This window comes from Granulicella sp. dw_53, from assembly GCF_018449545.1.
In the GTDB taxonomy this organism is placed as follows: domain Bacteria; phylum Acidobacteriota; class Terriglobia; order Terriglobales; family Acidobacteriaceae; genus Edaphobacter.
In genome coordinates, this window is the sequence record NZ_JAAVUR010000008.1 from 216,573 (window position 1) to 237,384 (window position 20,812).

The 20,812-nt window shown below is 55.8% G+C and carries 17 protein-coding genes; 7 read left to right on the forward strand and 10 right to left on the reverse strand.

What is annotated here, in order from left to right:
* Positions 1-230: 230 nt before the first annotated feature.
* Genes HB393_RS14455 through HB393_RS14465 form a run of 3 tightly spaced genes read right to left on the reverse strand, consistent with a single transcriptional unit; the run spans position 231 to position 2,358 of the window.
* Positions 231-1,541 carry an alpha/beta hydrolase gene (locus tag HB393_RS14455; protein ID WP_255551123.1) on the reverse strand — a complete coding sequence of 437 codons (1,311 nt, stop codon included), beginning with the start codon at positions 1,539-1,541 and terminating at the stop codon, positions 231-233.
* The gene (locus HB393_RS14460) at positions 1,538-2,008 is read right to left on the reverse strand and encodes a hypothetical protein (protein ID WP_213805885.1); all 471 of its coding nucleotides are present in this window, start codon (positions 2,006-2,008) and stop codon (positions 1,538-1,540) included. Before HB393_RS14460 ends, HB393_RS14455 begins: the two co-directional genes overlap by 4 nt.
* Entirely contained in the window at positions 2,005-2,358 is a 354-nt protein-coding gene (locus tag HB393_RS14465; RefSeq protein WP_213805886.1) for a PadR family transcriptional regulator, read from the reverse strand. The genes HB393_RS14460 and HB393_RS14465 overlap by 4 nt, the downstream gene beginning before the upstream one ends.
* A gap of 233 nt (positions 2,359-2,591) precedes the next feature.
* Here HB393_RS14465 and HB393_RS14470 point away from each other — a divergent pair, with 233 nt between their 5' ends.
* Both HB393_RS14470 and HB393_RS14475 read left to right on the forward strand, forming a co-directional pair.
* On the forward strand, positions 2,592-2,924 hold the full coding sequence (locus HB393_RS14470; RefSeq protein ID WP_213805887.1) for a PadR family transcriptional regulator: 333 nt from the start codon (positions 2,592-2,594) through the stop codon (positions 2,922-2,924).
* An 11-nt stretch (positions 2,925-2,935) separates the two neighbouring features.
* Positions 2,936-5,659 carry an ADOP family duplicated permease gene (locus HB393_RS14475; protein ID WP_213805888.1) on the forward strand — a complete coding sequence of 908 codons (2,724 nt, stop codon included), beginning with the start codon at positions 2,936-2,938 and terminating at the stop codon, positions 5,657-5,659.
* Between the two features lie 152 nt (positions 5,660-5,811).
* Here the strand turns inward: HB393_RS14475 and HB393_RS14480 are convergent, their stop codons facing one another.
* On the reverse strand, positions 5,812-8,295 hold the full coding sequence (locus HB393_RS14480) for a TonB-dependent receptor (protein WP_213805889.1): 2,484 nt from the start codon (positions 8,293-8,295) through the stop codon (positions 5,812-5,814).
* 302 nt (positions 8,296-8,597) lie between these two features.
* Between HB393_RS14480 and HB393_RS14485 the strand changes: the two genes are divergently transcribed.
* From HB393_RS14485 to HB393_RS14495, 3 genes are all read left to right on the forward strand, one after another.
* On the forward strand, positions 8,598-8,909 hold the full coding sequence (locus HB393_RS14485) for a PadR family transcriptional regulator (protein ID WP_345945206.1): 312 nt from the start codon (positions 8,598-8,600) through the stop codon (positions 8,907-8,909).
* Between the two features lie 15 nt (positions 8,910-8,924).
* Positions 8,925-11,555: an ADOP family duplicated permease gene (locus HB393_RS14490; protein WP_213805891.1), complete on the forward strand. Its 2,631-nt coding sequence runs from the start codon at positions 8,925-8,927 to the stop codon at positions 11,553-11,555.
* Between the two features lie 203 nt (positions 11,556-11,758).
* Positions 11,759-13,354 (forward strand): diguanylate cyclase, encoded by a 1,596-nt coding sequence (locus HB393_RS14495; RefSeq protein ID WP_213805892.1) that lies wholly within the window; start codon positions 11,759-11,761, stop codon positions 13,352-13,354.
* A gap of 158 nt (positions 13,355-13,512) precedes the next feature.
* Here the strand turns inward: HB393_RS14495 and HB393_RS14500 are convergent, their stop codons facing one another.
* The gene (locus tag HB393_RS14500) at positions 13,513-14,304 is read right to left on the reverse strand and encodes a heme-binding domain-containing protein (RefSeq protein WP_213805893.1); all 792 of its coding nucleotides are present in this window, start codon (positions 14,302-14,304) and stop codon (positions 13,513-13,515) included.
* Positions 14,301-15,326, reverse strand: a complete 1,026-nt coding sequence (locus tag HB393_RS14505; RefSeq protein ID WP_213805894.1) for a metallophosphoesterase — start codon at positions 15,324-15,326, stop codon at positions 14,301-14,303. Before HB393_RS14505 ends, HB393_RS14500 begins: the two co-directional genes overlap by 4 nt.
* A 108-nt stretch (positions 15,327-15,434) precedes the next feature.
* Here HB393_RS14505 and HB393_RS14510 point away from each other — a divergent pair, with 108 nt between their 5' ends.
* Together HB393_RS14510 and HB393_RS14515 are read left to right on the forward strand one after the other, a co-directional pair.
* Positions 15,435-16,034 (forward strand): sigma-70 family RNA polymerase sigma factor, encoded by a 600-nt coding sequence (locus tag HB393_RS14510; protein WP_213805895.1) that lies wholly within the window; start codon positions 15,435-15,437, stop codon positions 16,032-16,034.
* Complete coding sequence (locus tag HB393_RS14515; protein WP_213805896.1) at positions 16,031-16,858, forward strand: hypothetical protein; 828 nt, start codon at positions 16,031-16,033, stop codon at positions 16,856-16,858. Before HB393_RS14510 ends, HB393_RS14515 begins: the two co-directional genes overlap by 4 nt.
* Positions 16,859-16,966: 108 nt before the next feature.
* On the opposite strand, the gene HB393_RS14520 is transcribed toward HB393_RS14515, so the two are convergent.
* From HB393_RS14520 to HB393_RS14535, 4 genes are all read right to left on the reverse strand, one after another.
* Positions 16,967-17,440: a GNAT family N-acetyltransferase gene (locus HB393_RS14520; protein ID WP_213805897.1), complete on the reverse strand. Its 474-nt coding sequence runs from the start codon at positions 17,438-17,440 to the stop codon at positions 16,967-16,969.
* A gap of 113 nt (positions 17,441-17,553) precedes the next feature.
* The gene (locus HB393_RS14525; RefSeq protein ID WP_345945207.1) at positions 17,554-18,492 is read right to left on the reverse strand and encodes a DMT family transporter; all 939 of its coding nucleotides are present in this window, start codon (positions 18,490-18,492) and stop codon (positions 17,554-17,556) included.
* On the reverse strand, positions 18,492-19,931 hold the full coding sequence (locus HB393_RS14530) for a galactokinase family protein (protein ID WP_255551125.1): 1,440 nt from the start codon (positions 19,929-19,931) through the stop codon (positions 18,492-18,494). The genes HB393_RS14525 and HB393_RS14530 overlap by 1 nt, the downstream gene beginning before the upstream one ends.
* Before the next feature lie 44 nt (positions 19,932-19,975).
* Entirely contained in the window at positions 19,976-20,743 is a 768-nt protein-coding gene (locus HB393_RS14535) for a DeoR/GlpR family DNA-binding transcription regulator (protein ID WP_213805898.1), read from the reverse strand.
* Positions 20,744-20,812 lie beyond the last annotated feature (69 nt).

Sequence of the window (20,812 nt, forward strand, 5' to 3'; positions counted from 1 at the left end):
AACATGTCATCGCTGATTCCACCTTCCGGATTAGCTCCGCGATCGGCACACCCACTTCGGTTACGTAAGAGACGCGATCTGCCTCAAAGATAATTTATTCGCGGCAAAGTCCTTCTGCCTTTTCGATCTGCTTTTGCCGGGATACTAACCTTCCGATTGATTCAGTCTGGCCATGCCTACCAGTTACACGTTACGTCCGCTCATCAGCAACCGCTTCATAGCTCCTGGTATTAATTCGCTGCAGGCAGTGTGCTGATAAAGGCGTTTATTTCGCGGAGGACATCGGCCTCATTGGAACGAAATAGATAGTGGTTCGCATTGGGTATGCGGACAACGTGGGCTGAGGGGGCTTGGGTCTTGAAGGCATTGGCCTGGAGATCGACGTTGCGCTTGTCGTTGGCTTCCATGGCAGCGCGTATCTCTGGCTTGTCCTTCATCGTCTGTCCGAGATCGTGGGGAGAGGCGAAGATGACAAGTGCAGGAGCGCTGATGGTAGTGAAGCGCTGTTGGCCGGTCATGATGGCGACCGCAACCGGCGGTGCTGCGGGGTGGGGTCCGGGAGGCGGAGGTGGCATGTGCTCCAAATCCTGCCGTTGCCGAATTGCCTCATTTTCGACGAGCTGAAGGTTGGATATGAATTCGTCGAGCAGCTTCTTTTGGTCTTCGGCGGGAGGTCTGCCAGGAAGGATCTGGTTGAGTTGCTCGCGCAGATCGATGGCGTCGATCAGGAAGTTGCCGTTGGCTTTGTCATACATCGCGTAGGGGTAGCCCGCATCGAGGTAGATGAGGCCAGCTACTTTCTCCGGATGTTGGCTGCCGATGTAGCTGAGCTCTTCCCCGGCGACAGAGTGCCCCGCGACCACTGGGCGGCTAAGGTGGAGCGCGTCGATGACGGCGAGGACGTCGGTGCCGAGGCGGGCGGCGGTGTAGTTGGTTGTTGTGAATGAAGGGGCGCTGGAGACTCCGAAACCGCGTCGGGTGATTCCGTAGACGTGATAAGTTGCCGCGAGTTTCGGCGCGAAGTTGTCGAAGACGTGCGCGTTGTCGCCGAGGCCAGTGAGAAGTACAAGCGGCCGACCAGTTCCTCCCCAGTCGAGTACTTCAAGCATGACGTCCTTCTCTACAGGGATCATCTGCTTGGTATGAGGCGATGGGTCAATTTTCCATGCGGTCTCTTTTGTGGCACGTTCGAAGGCGAGGAGGTTGGCCTTGCCCTGGATGAGAGTGCCGGTTATAGTTTTTCCGTCGGGACTGAGGGTGCCCTCGTAAGACGCGTGGAGGGAATCCACCGTGAACTTCAATGTCGGGTTGGTGAAGGAGATAGTAGTGACTGGAGTGGGATTGGGCGATTGGTCGATGCTATAGGCCATTCCTTTGAACGTGCCGTCGGCGGTCTTTTCAATCTGAAGGATAACGCGGAGTTTTGAACCAGAGTCAATTGTGCCCTGCCAGTTGCCGGTTATGTCCTGGGCGCAAAGAGTTGCCGCTATGCAGAGAAGAGATGCGGCGACACTTATCGTTCGTAACTTGCGATCATTCATCGGTTGACTCCTGCGCGTAGGTTAGCGGTGGATCTCTGTGGAGCTGGCGTGGGTAAAGATGAGAAGATTTTGACTCGTGTAAGGAGCCAGTCTTTTTGTCTTGCGGCATCAAGCACGGTTAGTTTCGGAATCATCATGCTCACAAAGAGGCCGATGCTAAAAAGACAACAGAGGCAGGAGAGAACAATCATCCCAGCCTGAGTGAAACGAAATGCAGGAAGAGATGAGTCGATCTCACAGTAGTATCGGTTCACGGTCTCGGTGTGCTGGATGCGGGGCTTTGCATGCTGAGTGACGAGGGAGCGGACGCCGTCAAACAGCAGGTGTGCAGATGTGCTGTCGCGGGATTTTTTGTCTCGCAGTTGTTGATCGAAGATCCAAAGCATCTCCTCGCTGAACTCGGCGCGGAAGGCGTACGGATGCAGTTGAAGAATAGCGCGATAAGCGAGACGAAGGAATGATCTCATGCGTTGCGTGGCTTCCTCTCACGAAGACGAAGTTGCGCTTCTAAAACGATGCTCTGCAGGCGGTCAACCTCAGAGGAGAGCGCGGCTTTCCCTGTCGCAGTGAGGCGGTAGAATCGGCGGTCGTCACCTTGGGTTCGACTGGAGCGGGGGGCATCGACCACGAATTTCTGATCGACGAGTTTCTTTAGGTTGTCGTATAGGGTGCCGGGGCCGATTCGATAGCCTCCCTCGGACTGGCGTGAGATCTCTTGAATGATGCCGTAACCATGCAGGTCTTCATTGGCAAGAGCGAGAAGAATGTAAAGGGCTGCGCTAGAAAGCGGTGGCGGCGTTTTATGTTCCTTCTTCATGATAGGGTCTCTAGTCGAAAACCGACTATATCGTGTTCCGACTATCCGATCAAGAACTATTTTTTATGAATGGATTGCGCCCTCGCTTTTCCTCTGGAGAATCCGATGGGTCTCCTGCCCTAATGTTCTACGGATAAATAAAAAATGGCACTACTCTAATTTCTTTCCCCTTGCACTTCGACAGTACATTCTGTTAGGTTTCTGTTGTCGAAGTGAAAGGGGAGACGTGTGTGATGGGCGAAAAGAGGTTGGAGTTGCCGCAGGGAACGCTAGACCTTCTGATACTTAAGACGCTTGAGCTCCAGCCGATGCATGGATGGGGAATCTCCGAGCGCCTGCAGCAGATGTCGCGGGATGCGATCCAGGTTCAGCAGGGGTCGCTGTATCCGGCGTTGCACCGTCTGGAGCGACGCGGGTGGATCAAGGCAAATTGGGCGATCAGCGAGAATAGCCGCAGGGCGAAGTTCTACGAACTGACGGGGAAGGGAAGCAAACAGCTTGCGCTGGAGACGAGTGACTGGAACCGACTTACTGGCGCGGTGAACGAGATTCTCGGCACGGTTTAGGGAGTGGCCTCATGGGTAATGATCTGTTTTACCGGCTGCGGGTATTGCTGGGCCGCAAGAGATTTGATGGCGAGTTGGACGAGGAACTGGCTTATCACTTGGAGCGCCAGGTGGAAAAGAATCGTAGTGCGGGTATGCCTGATGCTGAGGCGATCCGTCTTGCCCGTTTATCTCTTGGCGGCCTGGAGCAGGTGAGGCAGCAGGTTCGGGAGGGACGCGGTGTGCGGCTTGTGGATGATGTTGTGCGCGACATGCGCTTTGCGCTAAGACAATTAAGGCGCTCGCCGGTATACACGTTGACGGCGTTGGTAACACTGACCCTTGCGATTGGTGCGGCGATTACGATGATGAGCCTCGTGCGCACGGTGCTGCTGGCTCCGTTGCCCTATCCGCTACAGGATCGACTCGTCGGAGTGGCGTATGCGCAACCAGGCCAGCCTGCGAACAATGAGCAGACGGGAGCTACGGCGAATTTTGTAATCGAACATGCGCGATCGTTTGCAACGACTGGGGTATATGTCGATACGACCTCGGGCGCAAACCTCGCGGTAGGAAACGACAACGCGTCAGGAGCAGTGCAGGTGGCAGTGCAAGCGGTCGATCACAACTTCTTTCCGACGCTTGGCATAGCTCCGGTAATAGGGCGGAACTTTACGGTCGATGAAGATCGAGCGACCGGACCGAAGGCAATCATCCTGAGCTATGGATTGTGGCAGAGGATGTTTGCAGGTGATCGCGGCGTGGTCGATCGCGTGGTTCATCTGAACGGCGAGAGTTTCGTAGTTGCGGGCGTGATGCCGGAGAGTATGGCGTTCGGCAGCGACGATCCACGCTCGCTGAGTGCGGTAGCCGATGTGTGGCAGCCGCTGAAGCTGGACGAGAAGAATGCGGGATACCCAGGCAAGAACTACAACATGATTGCACGGCTGCGAGATGGTGTAACGATAGCGCAGGCGCAGGAGGACGTGTCTGCACTTGTCAAACCGCTGTACAAGGCGATGCCCTATCTGGCGCAATGGGTCGGCCCGAAGCAGACGATCCCTGAACTTAGGGTGTGGCCACTGCGCGAGGTAATGGTGAGCAATGTTCGCTCGAGCATCGTTACGTTGACGGCCGCGGTGATAGCTGTGCTGTTGGTGGCTTGTCTTAATCTTGCTGGATTGAATGTGGCGAGGGCCAGTCGCAGACAGAGGGAGATGGCTCTGCGCAGTGCGCTGGGAGCGTCACGGGGTGCGGTGGTGCGACTGCTGTTGGCGGAGAGTTTTCTGCTGGCGATGTGTGGCTCGATGCTGGGAATTGTGGCGTCGATGCCGATGTTGCACATGTTGTTGGCAAGATCTCCGGTTCCGATCTTGCGTGCGGGTCTGAGTATGATCGCGACTGTGTGGCTGACGCCGCTACTGGTCTTCGCGGTAACGCTGATGTGCGGGTTGGCTCCGTCGTGGATGGTGCTGCGGCGGAATACGGCCTCCAATCTGAAGGCGGGGCATAGTGTGGGAGCTTCGGCAGCGGATGGCCGTATGAGTAAAGTGTTGCTTGTCTCTCAGACGGCGATTGCAGTGGTGCTGCTCTCGGCTGCTTCGTTGCTGCTTGCGGTGTTTTTGCGGCTGCGTGCTACGCCTTCGGGGGTGCAGCCGGAGCATCTAACGGTCGCGCAGGTTAATCTTAAGGGGTCAGGCTATGCTTCGACGCTCGAGACGACGCAGTTCATCGACAAGGTACTGGGAAGGCTGGCGCGTGAGCCAGGGGTGAAGCATGTCGCCGCGATCAACGGGCTTCTCCTGGACCGTGGGTTGAATATCGCGATCCCTCCAACCGGAAAAAATGAGCAGTTGTACATTGTGGAGCTTCGTCTGGTAACGCCGGGATATTTTGCCGCCGTGGGCACACCGCTGCTGGCAGGGCGGGATATTGCTGACACAGACAAGGCGGGGGGGCCAACGGCGGTAGTGGTGAGCGAGGCATTCGCCAAGAAACTGTGGCCGGGAAAGTCCGCAATTGGTGAGCACATTGACTCTCTGCGCGACAAGGTGACGGGGCCGCCAGTGGTGGTGGGCGTGGTAGGCAATGCGCGTACACATTCGCTGGCAGAGCCTCCGGCGTTGCTGATCTACGAGGCGTTTCAACAACAGCCTGACAAGACGATGAAGGCGTTGAATGGATGGTTTCGCACGAGCTTTGCAATTCGCAGCGCGGCGGATGTCGATATGGCAGCGGGTGTTGAGGCAGCGATTCGCGAGGCGGATGCGGGGATTCCGATCTCGCGCTATACCACGATGCAGGCAATCATCGACCGTTCGCTAGCGCGGCCGAAGTTCTTCTCATCGCTGGTGACGGCGTTTGCGGGGTTTGCACTGGTTCTGACGGTGATTGGGTTGTTCGGCTTGCTGAGCTACCAGGTGTCGGAGCGCACGCGCGAGATCGGCGTACGGATTGCACTTGGGGCCACGCGAGCAAGGATTCTGGGCTTTGTGCTGCAGCGTGGATTGTTTCTTACGATGGTGGGGTTGGTGGTGGGCACGGGAGCTAGCCTTCTGCTGCCTCGACTTCTGCGCTCGCTGCTGGACAGCAGCATGTACACTGCCGGCGCGGGAGCCTCGGCCTCGTCGTGGAGCACAGCGATGGCGCTTGCTACGGCTTGCTGTGCAATGGTGGCGGCGGCGGTGCTGGCGAGTTACTTTCCTGCGCGGCGGGCTTCGGCTATCGAGCCGCTAGAAGCGCTGCGGATGGAATGAGGGTGTCGCAAAACGTGCCTTGATGAGGCACGTTTGCTAGCCTTCAGCTTTGAAGCGCTTCAGGGCAAGTTGGTACATATGATTGATTATTTGATCGCTGCCGACTTGATCGAATTCGCGGCAGCGACTCTGCAGGTATTCAAACTACTAGTTTAGAAGGCAAACTGCAGCGACGTTGAGATCGTCCGTGGAGCGCCAAAATGGGCAGTGTTGCTACTCGCATTTGTTCCTGTGATGTCGCCAGCCGCAATCGTTGAATAGTAGTGAACGTTCCCGATGTTGTTGCCGGTAAAACGCAAAGTTGCCAGTTTGGTGAAGATCATATGGGAATAGCGAAACCCGAGATCGTAGACGTTATATCCACTTGTTGAGTGAAGATTTTCATCATCTTGGGGACGTCGTCCCACGAACTGCCAATCGCCGGTTACGCTCAGATTGGCAACCCCAGGAAGCCGATATTCGCTGTAGAGGTTGGATCTATAGCTTGGGATGCCGACGAATCGTTTTCCGTTCGTTGCTGCGATTCCGGTATCGTTCAGTCGAGCATTGAGAGCTGTGAAGCCTCCATCTATCAGGAGACGGTGAAAGAGAGTGCCCTGGGCAGAGATCTCGGCTCCGAAGTTTACCTGTTGTCCCGTGATCGCAAATATATTCTCGGTCGCATTCAGTGCGATCGTATTTGCGAAGGGCCGCTCCAAACGGAATAGGGCAGTCGTAATGTTCATCGTCTTCGATGCAGTCTTGAATCCTAACTCCCATTCCTTGCTGCGATAGGGAGCGAGGGCCTGATTAGCATTCACCAGGTTGGCACCTCCGGGAGCTATATCTCCCTGTTGAAGGCTACTGGCGTAGGTGGCATAGGCTGTCATCCAGTTACGCGGCTTGAACATGACACTGGCTGAGGGGCTGATGCCTTGCTTGTTTGATCCGCTGAGTCTGGCAGTTGCCGAGTTGTTATCGACACCGATGAAGTCTTGACTCGCGGCTAGACGTACGGCGAAACCCTTGGGAAAGTAAATCAGATCCCCCAGGTTGAATCCTTGTTGGTTAACGACAGTAGCCTGATATAGGCCGCGGTTCTGGGGAAGTCCGGCAGCGGGTGGTGCGAACACAACCGGGTTGTCGACTGACGCGGTTCCAAGCAGAACACTGGCGGCAGGCGGTGTTGAATAGGCGTACTGATTGAACCTATAACCCTCGCTAGCAAGGACGACATCTTGTTTGATTCCCCAGCGAGAGATTGTGCCGGTGATATAGCCAAGGTCGCTCTCGATTCCGAAGCGCGGGGCGAATCCGGTTGCAAGCGAACTTACGTAAGTACCTGTGTTGTTCGTGATGGTGTTGACAGGTGTATCCATAAAGCGATCCAGACGCTGTGCAAGACCCCCAGCCATCGCGTGCCAGTTGGGCGAAAAGTCATGCAGGATGCGAGCACTCGTGCTTTGTGTGGTGAGATTGACGCCGGCATAGGGTTGGCCAAAGCCTAGTCTCGTCGGATCGGGCGCGACGGGCAAGAGTAGCGTTCGGCTTGGCCTCTGCTTCGTTGAGGTCGTATCGGTGGGGTCAGGACCATAGCTGAACCACCCGGGATAGCCGCGCTGGACGATGTCATAGGCGCTGTAATGGGAGTCGATAGTCGTATGCGCTGTAGGCCTTAAATCGAAGGCGAATTCGGCCAATCTGCGTCGCAGTCGACTCTGTTCTACAAATGCTGTTCCATCTCCGAAGAGAAGATTCGTCCGATACCCGAACACCTTGTGTGGGCCGATGCGGCCGCCGGCGTCACCATAAACAGTTCCGATGGATTTGCTGTCCTGCTCAAGATAGAGGTTAGTCGTGCGCTCTTCCGTTGGGCGCTTGAGGACAAAGTCGAACATGCCGGAGGGATTGGCAGGCCCATACATTGCCGCTCCAAGGCCATTTTCGACTTGGAGTTCCTGGTATTGTTCCATGGCATTCGCGCCCGTGATGGCGATTGCCATACCGTCCATGCGTGTGTTCTGTGCGATGCTTCCCTGAATACCGCGTGTGGAGGGGCGTAAGATCTCTGATCCCTGCTGTTCGGTAAAGGACACCAGAGGTAGGAACATAATGGCGTCGCGCAGGCTTTTTACCTGAGTATTTGTGATCTGTTCAGCCGGCAAGACAGTGATCGTGTACGGCTGATTTACGATAGGAGAGTTTCCTAAGACACCTTGATCGACGTTGTTTACGTAGTAACCGGTCGCCGGCGTACCTGCAAGTCCGGCTGTAACGGTTATAGAACTGTCTGTGCCCGCAACGGCGAATGAAATATCTTGTAGTGCGTTCTGTCCTGGGAGGATGGTGAAGGACGGGATGGCAAAGGTGGTAAAACCGGGCTTGCGTGCCTCCAACCTATAGGTGCCGGCAGGCACAGAAGCAAACGTGTACTGGCCATCCTGGTTGGTAACCATTTGCAGTGGAGAAGAGGTTTGTGTGTTCGACAGCACGACCTGGGCGTTGGGTACGACCGATTGATCAAGATCTTTAATTGTTCCGCTTAATTGTCCGGACTGCGCCAAGGCGTGGAGCGAACTGAGTAACAGGACACCAACCACTGCGAAAGGCAAGAGTCTGGGAAGATGCGAACGACTGAAAAAAAGATTGCGAAACATGGAGCTCCTTGAAGCGATAGTTCTCTTCCGTGTCAGTTTGCGTGCTAAGAACACGGAGAGTGTTGACGGATACTGCCCGATGTCGATGGTTTTGATGCATCTCGGGCAGTTCCGGAACTCTTGCAAGTGGCCAATAAACGACTAAACGTCATATTCGATTTCATGTGAATAAAACCGTATATTCCGTCCACCGTTTCGCTAAAAGCTCATCAAATCTCCCCTTGACATTCGACCGGAGTCGTCTTATCTTGGGTCGAATGTCGACTAGAGATGCGAATCAACTGGAACTGATGCAGGGCACTTTGGATCTGCTGATCCTCCAGACCGTTGCCCTTGGCCGCGCTCATGGCCACGCAATTGCGCGTTCCATCGAGCGGCGCTCTGACGAAGTGTTGCAGGTGGGCCATGGCTCTCTCTACCCGGCACTGCAGCGCCTGCTCAAACTTGGTTTGATCATCGCCGAAGACGGGATCTCTGAGAACAACCGCAAGGCCAGGTTCTATCGCTTAACGGCGAAGGGTCGCAAACAACTCTTCACGGAAGCTTCCGAGTGGCAGCGGCTCTCAGATGCGATTGCGCGCATTCTGGCGCCGGTAGCCGAAGAAAATCCATAGTGGGAGGACTCGATCATGTTTGGCTGGAACAACCGCAGGAATCAATTACTGCAGGAATTCGAGACGCACATCGAAGTCGAAACGCGGGAGAACCTTGAAGCAGGGATGTCGCCTGAGGAAGCAAAACGAGCCGCACGAAAGAAGTTTGGCAATGTGTTGCTTGCCGCAGAGGAATCCCGCGAGATCTGGGGCCGGCTTTGGTTGGAGCGCATGCTGCAGGATGTCCGGTATGCGGTGCGAAGCCTAAGGGGATCCCCGGCGTACACCGCTACCCTTGTGTGCACGCTCGTACTGGGACTGGGGGCCGCGACCACCATGATGGCCGTCGTCGAGTCGATTCTGATGCGGCCTGTGGCTCTGCCGCATCCCGAGCAACTAGTTCAGGTCTATAGCGAAGACGGGCCGGACGGAACCTCCGCGTCGGCTCACGCACTGTCGTATAAGGCGATCGACGAGCTACGGCGCAACACCCACTCCTTCACCAACGTGAGCGGATACAACTTTATGGCGCGGCCCGTGAGCGCATCGGACGGTACGCGCATCACGGTGCTGACGGAAGTGACGCCGGAGTTCTTCCCCATGCTCGGTGTTCAGACGAGGCTCGGACGGCCGATCGGCCCTGGCGACGATAAGGCGGCGGTGGTCGTTGTCAGCGACGAGTTCTGGCGTGAACGGCTTCACGCAGACCCCAAGGCAGTTGGTTCGACGATCAAGGTCTCAGGCCAACTCCGCACGGTGATTGGTGTGCTGCCGGCGGAAGTTCATGTTCCTCAGGGAACGGGTGGGCCGATGGTTTATCTACCGGTTTCATTGAACGCCTCGGGCGAGGACGATTTCAAGATCGAGTCGGCTCTTACAATCGCGCGCCTAAAGCCCGGTGTCTCCGCACAGCAGGCACTGGCGGATGCCCAGAGCGTCTTTGCTCATGGCGACAGGAGATACGCGGAGCGGTACAGGCGATTGTCGATGCGTTCGTACCAGAATTTGATCGTTGGCGACATGCAGAAGCCCCTGTTCGCACTGCTTGGTGGTGTCGGCGTGCTGCTGTTGATCGCATGCGCCAACGCGGCGAACCTGCAGATCGGACGCGCAGCCAGTCGCATGCCGGAGATCGTGACTCGCTCGGCGCTGGGCGCCAGTTTCGGACGACTGCTCCAGCAATTGATCTCGGAAAGTATTCTGGTCTCGCTGCTCGGGGCGGTGCTCGGAGGGATGTTGTCTTTTGCGGCGGTTGGGATTGTGCGGCACGCCTATGGGCAGGAGTTCCCACGATTTGATGAGTTGTCCGTTCGTCTAGTCGTTTTGGGCTGTACTGGCGTACTTGCCGTGTTCGTAGGAATTGTCGCATCGATCGCGCCTCTGTTGAATATTCGCCGACGAACAACATCGCAGTTCAACACCAAGAGCGTTACACGGAGATCGCGTCTTCCTGGAGCCTTGGTGGCGCTTCAGGTGGCGCTTACGTGCATCCTTCTGGTGATCAGCGGTCTGTTTGTTCGCACTCTTAAATCGCTTCAAAATGTGAAGCTTGGATTCGATCCCCGCGGCGTGACGACACTGGTCCTCATGCCCGAACTACAGAATCAGGATCCTGAGCTCTCACGCGAGATCGAAGCGCGTCTGCTGCGTCGATTCGAGACACTCCCAGGTGTGCAATCGGTGACGATGCAAACTGCGGTTCCGTTCTCGAGCTACAACATGACCCTGAACGGAGATACAGAGGTCTCCGGGCGCGCGTTTCAACAGGGAGACTCCGCCTTTTACAGCCTGGTCAGCACGAACTTTGTGCAAACGAGCAGAATGCGCCTCCTGAAGGGGCGCAACTTTGTAGCAGGCGATGAGGCCAGCTCTGCGATGGTGGCGCTGGTCAACGAAGCCTTCCTGAAGAAGTATCTCGAAGGGCGGGAAGCTATCGGTGCAAGCCTGCGGTTCCATCGCAATCCAGGCGAGACTGATGCAGACCTTCCCTTCGTTCAGCCCATGACCGTCGTCGGCGTAGTTGAGGACGAAGTTCAGGGAAGTGATCTTGGAGCTCCGTATCAGCCGATGATCTATCTCGAATATCTGCAACTGCCCAAAGGTTCGCTTTTGGGCATGGTGTTTAGTATGACGGCGCAGTATGCGATACGATCCCCTCTGGCGTCGGAAACGTTAGCAACGGAGATCCGCGCTGCCGTCACCCAGGAAGCACCAACGATGGTCGAGATGAGTCTGCAGCCTATGGATGACGCTATCACGCATTCGCTGGGCCAGAGGCGGCTTGCTTTACGGTTGGTTGGGGGATTCGGCGTCGTTGCACTGGCGCTGTCGGCCGTGGGAATTTACGGCGTGCTGGCATATTCGGTGGCTTTACGGCGGCGCGAAATCGGAATCCGCATGGCGCTTGGTTCGACAGGAACCAGGGCAGCCGCACTGGTGATGAGCCAAGCAGGAGCAATGGCGCTGCTTGGGCTCATTCCCGGCATTGCGGGCGCGTGGGGAGCGGGTTATGCGGTTCGTTCGTTTCTGTATGGAGTGAGAACGTTTGATGCCGCGACAGCCGCCGAAGCCGGAATGGTACTAATGCTCGTCTTTGCTGCAGCCGCTTCTTTTCCTGCCATGCGTGCAGCGAAGGTCGATCCTGTGGAGACTTTGAGGGCGGAATAAAAATCTTACAGGATACGATACAAAGACTGGTGTGAAGTGCGATTCACCTGGCAATTCGCTCCATCGTGACCGCAGGTACTGCAAATGTGGAATTTTAGAATCTAATGCTTGTTCTCCATCTCCCGTCCAAGCGATGGAACGCCCCTCCGGTTGAACCGTAACTCTGGAAATTTCGGGAATTCGGGTGTAGAGCCGATAATGGAATGTATCAAGTCATTTGTGGCCACTCTTTCATGCCGGTGAAGCTCGTTACGTTTTTACAGATCTTTCTCATTGCCGTGTCTCTTGGTCTGTTCGTGATGGCCGCCCTGACGTTCACACGCCGGCGCCAGGCTCCGCAATCAGGTTTATTATTCCTGGCGATGTGCGCGGAGGCATTTTACTGCTTCGGATACGCCCAGGAGATGGCGCAGACCACACTGGCCGGAGCCGTCTTCTGGCTCCATGTGGAATACATCGGCATTCCCTGGATCCCGATGCTGTGGGTTCTGATTGTACGTCGGCACTTTGGCTTGCGAGGCCGTGCAGTTCTTTTGTCGATCATTCCCGTGATCGTTGCCATCGCTGAATGGACTAACGGCATGCATGGTCTGTATGACCGCTCGATGACGCTTGTGCAGCGCGGCCCTTTCTGGGTGGTCGAGGTTCACAGAGGCCCCATTGCGTGGCTAAATCTGGCGTTTCTTTATGGCTCTCTTTTTTACGGGACAGTGCTTTGCCTCTCGCGCATCCGCGCTTCATCGGGACTCGCACGGTTGCAATCGATCTTTTTTGCCTCGTCCTGCATACCGCCGCTTATCGGCTACCTGATTTATTTCGTTGGCTGGAGCCCTTGGGGACTCGATCTGGCGCCATTGGCCTTATGCCTTACGGTCGCGCTTGTGTATGTCGCCGTATTCCGGCTGGAGTGGTTCCATCTTGTTCCGACGGTGCGTTCACTTGTGTTCAAAAGCATCCGCGATGCAGTGCTTGCGATTGATCTGCAGCAGCGCCTGGTAGACTTCAATCCTGCGGCAAACGCGCTTTTTCCATGGCTGTCCGAATCCCGCCTTGGGCTGGAGCTCTCCAAGATATTTCCCGAACACTCGGGCTTCTTGAAGACATTTAGCACTTCGGACAGTGTTAAAGAGTTGACTCTACTGGTGAACGGTGAAGAACAGCATTTTGAGCTGCGTGTCTTCCCACTCAATCGGGGGGCACAACACTTAGGCTGGGCTGTGATCGTATCGAATATTACAGCCCAGATTGAGCTTGTGCGGCAGTTGCAATATCACGCCGTAACCGACTCCCTAACCGAGATTGCAAATCGCCGGGCCTTCGATGCCGCTCTGGAGCGTGAGTGTGTGCGCGCATCACGCTATCACTCCCACTTTGCCGTCATGCTCATTGATGTGGATCATTTCAAGACGATCAACGACGGTTCGGGTCACGCCATGGGAGATCAGGTGTTGCACTTAGTAGCCCGACGCATCACCCATTGCCTGCGCTCCACTGATCTGCCGGGCCGTTTCGGCGGAGATGAATTTGCAATTCTGTTACCCGAAACGACATTGCATGAAGCCTCACAACTAGCTGATCGTATTCGAGACGAAGTGGGCATCGCAGCGGCTGAGATTGGAGAACAAGGGATACGAGTCACTCTCAGCGTAGGTCTTACGGTATATACGCCCGAAGATCCTGCCGATGCCCGAGAATTGCTGGAACAAGCAGATCAAGCCCTTTACTCCGCTAAATCGGATGGGCGCAACCGCGTCGGGGTGTGGAGTGGTCTCTCTATACGTGCGAAGACGCTCCTCTAGACCAGCAGCGTTAGGGCGTACATAAACGCGGGATATGGAGTTAACATCTCGCGCGCTATCGTACGCGACCTTCAACAATTTGCGGCCAGTAATTAGACTGGAGTTAATGTTCAAAGAGGCATTTGCGGCTGTCACTCTCGCACTCGGTAGCCGTCGACTCAATTACTGACCTCGAGAAATCGGACGAGGTCTTTGCGTTCTTGCGGTTTGGCAACTCGGAACTCCATGTTGTTCCCGGGTACGAGAGCGTCGGGATCGGTGAGCCATTTCTCCAGTGTGGTCTCGTTCCAGGTGATGTGAGCCTGTTTGATGACGGTAGAGTAGCCGAAATCAGAGACGGAGCCGGAGACGCGTCCGAAGACTCCATTCAGACGAGGCCCTTCGCGATTCTGATCCAGTGAGTGACAGCCGGTGCAGCGGCGTTCGAAGACGTCCTTACCGCGGGCAGCGTCGCCTTCGGTTGTGACGGATGCAGCCTGAGAGACAGAGATACTCTGAGATTGACGGGCCCATTGCGTGAGGACGTTGATGTCGCGTTCGGTGATGCGGGTATTCCAGTGGATGACGCGGTACTGCGGCAAGGGCATGTGGTGCGATTTTGTTTCGAGAAGTATCTTTGTCTTGAAGGCTTGCTGTTCCTCGGCAGAATAGCTATCCCATCGCGAGAGATTCATTGCCTCGCGCGCTTCCACGATGTCACGCTCCATCAACCACGAAACTGGAGCAAAGCGCCCGTACAGTGGTGAGCGTGTCTGGGTAGAGTGACAGTCCGCGCACTTGGTCAAGAGCGTCTCGCGGGCATCTGGCGGTATGTCGGTGTGCTGCAGGATGGAGCCGCTATGCGACTGGGCGTAGAGGCCCGCGTCACCGAAGGGGTGAGCGCGGGCGAACAACAACGAAGATGCAATACCGATCGTACAGACGATGACCATGGAGCGGGCGCTGCTCATGCCTTTTCCTCCAGCGAGGAGTCGACGATAGCGAGATGGCTGTGGCGGGCGATGTAGTTCACCTTGGTGACGCCGAGGACGCTCTGAAGTCTTCCTGCCGGAACTACCATTGGGCCTGCGTTGGGAGCCGCGCCGGGAGCAGGCTGCGGAAACGCAGTCGAGGCTGCGGTATGAAAGGCGACGTTGCCTTCGACCTTCTGCACGACCTGGTGGATGTGTCCGTTGAGGACGGTGACGGAGCCGAAGCGTTTGAGGGAGGAGAGCGCCTCTGCGCCGTCCTGCGTACCCCATCCCCACTGTGGGTAGACCATCCAGAGAGGGATGTGAGCAAAGACGACAATGGGCGTCGAGGCGGAGAGCGCGGCCAGATCTTGTTTAAGCCAGCTCAACTGGTCGGGTCCGAGCCTGCCCATGGCGTCTATCTGCAGCACATTGTTGAGTCCGATGAAGTGGACGTCCTTGTGGTTGAAGCTGTACCAGCCGCTGCCTAGGATGCCCTTGCCGAAGCGCTCGCGATAGAGAACTCCATCGTCGGATGCGGTGTCGTGTTCGCCCGGCACATAAAAGGTCCCGCCGACGCGGGCGGTCTTTACGATCTGCTGGGCGGTATCGAACTCGCCGGGTTTCGAGGACTGCGTAACGTCACCGGTGTGTAGCAGAAGGTCAGGCGTGTTGGGAAGGTGGTTGATCTTGTCGATGGCTAACCTCAACGTTCCGGTTACATCCTGGTTCGCGGCCTTGTTGAAGCCGATGTGGCTGTCGCTGATCTGCACAAAACTGAAAGAAGACGCTGACGAAGCTTTGCTGTTTGGGGTGTCGGCGCTGGCGGCGAAGAGCTTCGATGTGGGTACACCTCCGGCGACGGTCCAGAGTAGACCGGTTCCAGCCCAGGCCATGCAACTGAGGAAGTTACGTCGGTCGATGCCGTCATTCGCAGGGACGCTGGTGGGGGTGGATTCTGTGGGCAATGCATCGGTTGGCGCGGGTTCGTGTGCGCGATTGCGATCTTGAATATTCTTCATGGATAGATCCTCCGCAGATGCAAACTGGGGACTACAGGATTTATTCGGTCTCAATGCGAATAAAATTTAGGTAGGCTGGTTTTCATCTTCAGAAGAGAGTCGGAGACGATGACGTTGCTGCCATGGAGACATACGGGCAAAGAGACAAGCGGACGGTCCTCGCTATTCGAGGACCTGGCGCTGCCGTTGCTCCCTGCGTTGTACAACGTTGCATATTGGCTAACGCGCAACGCAACCGACGCGGAAGACCTGGTGCAAGAGACGCTCCTCAAGTCGTTGCGTGGATTTGAGGGCTTCGAGGCAGACTCGAACTTTAAGGCGTGGATCTTTCGGATCCTTCGTAACACCTATCTGACATCGCGTAGCGGACTAGCGGCACGGCGCACAGTTGCACTGGAAGAGGAACTAGACGAAGGCGGTAAGTTGGGGCCAGGGGCTTATCCGGAGGCTGCGATCGACCGGGAGACACCGGAGTTAAATCTGATTCGGCTGGCCGATCGCGCTACGCTGCAAAGCGCCATGGAAAAGTTGCCTCCGCCGCTGCTCGAGATCGTTCTGCTATGCGATGTGGAAGAGTTGAAGTACAAAGAGATCGCCTCGATTCTTGAGGTGCCAATCGGCACGGTGATGTCACGCCTTGCACGCGCACGGGCTCATCTGCGCAAATCGCTTGAAGGTAACACGTTTACCAGGGAGTTCCACGCATGAGCGATCATCTTTCATCTGCAACATGGAACGCACTTGTCGACGGAGAGCTTATAGCCGAAGAGCTTGCCTCCGTGACGGAGCATCTACACAGCTGTCCTGGCTGCACCTCGCATGCGCTGGAACAGTCGTTACTGAAGACGGGCACGGCGAGAGCCGGGCAGAGATATGCGCTGCCTGACGATATGCGGCAGCGGATGGAACATCTTCTGGCTGTACAGGATTCGCCGTCTCATGTTACCGAAGGAAGCGAAGCGGCGATCCGCCCCGCAGTCCAACGTCCGGCTTCGATACGGCGTACGGAATGGCTGGGATGGGCGATGGCGGCGATGGTTCTAGTATTAGGCGCTGGGTTGACCTTCGTGAGGCGGAACGATAGCAGAGTGCACGCTGCAGGCGTGGAGCGCGCCGCGTTGGTGACAGAGGTAAGCGATCAACACTTCGCCACGCTGGCGGCGAATCTGCCTCCCCAGGTGCTCTCTTCGGATCGTCACACTGTGAAGCCGTGGTTTCAGGGGAAGATACCCTTCAGCTTCAACCTTCCGGAAGGGCTCTCGGAGGATACGAAGTTGGAGGGCGCTAACCTGGCATATCTGCACAACCGCCCGGTGGCACAGCTCCTCTACAGCATCGGCAAACATCGCGTTTCGGTATTTGTTGAAGAGAAAACGGCTGGGAGCGGGCTAGGCTTTCCGATGGAGGAGCATTTGGGATTTCGACTGGTCACCTTCCACACGAATGAGCTTAACGTGGTGGCAATTAGCGATGTGGCGCCGGGGAAGCTGACAGAGTTAATGAACTTATTCGAACGCGCACAGGTCGATTAGGGAAGCGACCGTTTAACCAACAGGTGCCTATTGGAGATGAATCCTCAAGACCGTACGATCGAACAAAATTCGCACCCCGTTCGCAGTCTGACAATTGGGTTGACGAGGTTAAACATCTACGGATACCACTGCTCGCTCAATATGCCTATTTGTCAGGTGTTCCATGTAGTTATTTGGATGCGCGGCAAATTGAAAGTCCAGTCCCAGATAGAATGTCTGGGCATCATGTGTTAGGAGAGCTACTCGCTTAAGAACCTTGATGTCAGGGTGTTCTAGGACACAACGAACCATCCAAGATCCTAATCCCTGTCGCCTCCGCTCTGCCACGATGAAGACATCACATAGGTAAGCATAGGTGATGTAGTCCGTGATAACTCTGGCCATCCCGATCTGCCGATGCTCTTCCAGCAGGGAAAAGCAGAGCGAGTTGCGCAGTGCCCGATCCAAGGAATCTGGAGTGAGATCACTCCACCACTTTGTCTGCGCAAGGAACCCAAATACCGCGTCGCGATCCAGAAGTTTCGGGTTCGTAGTGATCAAAAAGCCGGCTTGCTCTCGTAGAAAATAATTCACATCAGGCACTATACATGTTCATTGTGAACATTACTTGATGGCAGATTGCGTCATTTTTCCCCTTGTAAATCTGTAAATGTCATCTGCGGTAGTTCTGTTAATAGTTAACGAGCTTCTCATTTTTAAAGAACCTCCGTTCTACTGGAGGCGTCAAAGAGGAACAGTATGCAGGTGGCGAATAATACGATCGCTGAACCAGCAATTGTTCGGTGTGACAAGCGTTCCTTCAATATGCAAAAGGCTAGTACCACTCCGGCGAGTGGTGTGAAATAGAGTGATGCCGAGGCGATGATAACGTCGACAGTCTCTAGAGCTTTTAGGAAGAACACCATCGCAAGCCCGTAGAAGAATACTGCAAGATACCCGAACGCGCCCCACTGCACGAGAGTGAGGTGTGCAAGTCTACCAAGACAATTGGGCTCGACCAGAAAGAGTACAGGTAGGCTGAAGACGGTCGCCGGCAGATAACTGAAGAATAGCGTCTCGATGCCAGAGAAGGAGTTCAGCAGCCGTTTGGAATAAACATTGTAGAAGGCTGAACCGAGACATCCGGCGATAATCAGGAGGTCTCCTGCAAGTTCATGGCGCCCGCTTCTCGTGATGGACAAGCCATGTAGCGGGGACAGGATAAAGACTCCAGTCAGTCCTAGCGAAAGGGAACTGATGCGAAGCGATGATAGGCGCTCGCGCAGCAGCCACACGGCGATCAAGGCGCCGAAGACTGGAATGAGCAGGCTGAGGATCGCTCCATTGGAGGCGGTAGACCAGTCTACGCCGAGTGTCATGCCCACCTGAGCCATCAGTTGACCGCAGATGCCGGCGAGAAAGAACTCGCGATTGAATCTCCACGCTTCTTTAAACTTCTGGACGACGCCACGGCGCAGGGTGAGAAGGCCCAAGCCAACTAGGGTAATGCAGTAAAGAGGAAGAAGGGCAATCGCGAGCGGATTGTCGTTTACAGCGAGGATTTTGATCGCGACTCCTTGGCCTGCCCAAAGAAGGTTGGCAGCGATCAGAAGCAGAACTGCTAAGGCGACGCGAACACGCCGCGCCGATAGCACTACTGTCTTCTCCGAAGAGGAGCGGGTTGTAGCACTCGGACACCGAAGGCATCGACGCCGTCAGAGCTGCCTTCGAAGATGTGGGGCATCGCTCCTCGCTCTTTGCCATATGCTTCGGCGATGGCGCGTACGGAATGTTCATCCTCCGAACGGCAAACAATGGCAACCACCCCGCCGCCGCCGCCGCCGGTCATCTTTGCCCCAGCGAGGCCGTGCGTTAGGACGCGTCTGACCAGATCATCACACGCTTCGTTGCCCAAGCCACACTCACTATAGGCCACATGGGACTGGCAAAGGATCTCACCGAGCAACGGCAAGGCGTTCTCCATTCGACCGAATGCCATGGCTTCAAGAAGTGTTCGCACCGTCTGCACGCGAAGATTCTCCTCGGTGGCGTATCGCACGGCAGCGCGGACAGGGTATTGCGTCTCGGGATCGACCCTAGTGAAGGGGTCGACGTGTTCTCCGGTAGAGGCAAGAAACTCGCTTCCTTTGATTGACTTGGGCAATAGTCGTTCATATCTTGCGCGGAACTCCGATGGAGCAAGGTTCGAGAGATGCCCATGCCATCGTTCCTCTGTCCATCGCGGTATCTCGGCGCCTTGCTCGGGAGTAATTTCGATTCCTTCCCTTTGACAGATTAGCTTGTACCCCATAAACGCAGCGGCTCTGGCTGTCTCGTATGCGGTGCTGGTCGTCGAGCGTGCAGCCATCGAATCGATCCCTATAATACGAACTCCAGCAGGCAGAGTCACCAAAGGAGACGGTTGGCAGGGCTGGCAGAGCATGGGCAGAAGATAACCTTCCCTCCCCAGCACGATCGCTGCCTGATCCATGATTCCGCAGGCTGCGCCTACGACGACGTTCTCCACCCATTGTCCGGCGGTTGCCAAATCAGTGCCCTCGAGCGTGACTCCCCATGCGGCTGATGCCGCTTTCAGGGTAGCAATTCCCAGGGCCGCCGAGGAACTGACTCCCTTATTTGGAGGCAGATCCGAAGCAAGAAACAAGTCAACACCACCTGCTTCACCGCAGCCGCGAAGGTTCTTTAGGAAATAGAGCGCCCCCAGTACATAACAGACCCAGAGTGAACCGGGTTGCGACTGACAGAGGGCTCGCACACTCTCGACGTCGCATAGATCGCTCATCTGCGCTTCGAATTCGGTGTTCCATCCGAACTGTTCAGCACCGGGGTTTACGATACGGATCGCTTCGTCGGTTCGCGCTTGTGCCGCAACCCATATGGCTTCGCGCAAAAGCCCTTGCAATACGTTGCCGCCCGTGTAGTCGACGTTCCCGCCCATCACATCCAACCGGCCGGGCGCCCGAGAAACATAAATAGGCTTCTCGGTCGGGAACAGACCGTGGGCCACGACGGCGGTTGCGATCTGATCTTCGAAGGACTGCATGTTCGACAGCGTCTGAGCAGGAAACGACATTTCTCATTCAGGCTATCGAAGTGCTGTACAAGGAGCGTTAATATTCACCTCAGATCGGCGACCTGAACCTCTGTCATGCGGCGCAGCCGTGCCAAATCGTCATTTGAGATCCCTTTGTCCGTCAAAATGAGGTCGCAATCCTCTATTCCGCATAGCCGATAGGTCGCTTCGGTCCCGATCTTGCTGCTATCGACGACCAGCACCTTCCGTTTGCCAGCTTGTAGGAGCTCGTGTTGTGCGTCTGGATCGTGAACCATGACGCCGCGGCTCAATGAGACAGCCGCCGCTCCAAAGATCACGGTGTCGGCGTAGATCGAAGTCAGGCTCTTCGCGACAGCGTGTCCGATCAGATCATGGCTGCTGGATCGGTAGACCCCGCCGGTGAGTTCCACGCGAATATTTTCCGCCGAGGTCAGCTCCTCTAGGACAGAGAGGGAGAAAGTAAAGACGACTACGTTCTTTCGGGCTCGTAGCTCCCTCGCGACGTAGAGTGTGGTTGTGCCAGAGTCGAGAACGACGGACTCTCCATCTTTCACTAGCGCCGATGCGGCGGTTCCGATGCTCCGCTTGGCATGGGCCATCTTCTGCAACCGCTCGAAGAAGCTTCGCTCTGCGCCGCGCCAGTGCTCGATACGCGCTCCGCCGGGAATGCGAATCACTTGACCGGCTTCGACTAGCTTTTGCAGATCCCGTCGGATAGTCATCTGCGAGACGCGGCATGCCTCTGCAATCTCTGCAATTGAGGCGGATGTGTTTATTTTTAACATTTCGACAATGGACTTAAGTCTGGAACTCTCAGCTGATTCATTCATTACAATTCGTTCTCATAGTTATTCTTTGGCCAAAGTTCCTTTTTATGGAGAAAATCCAGATATTTACCT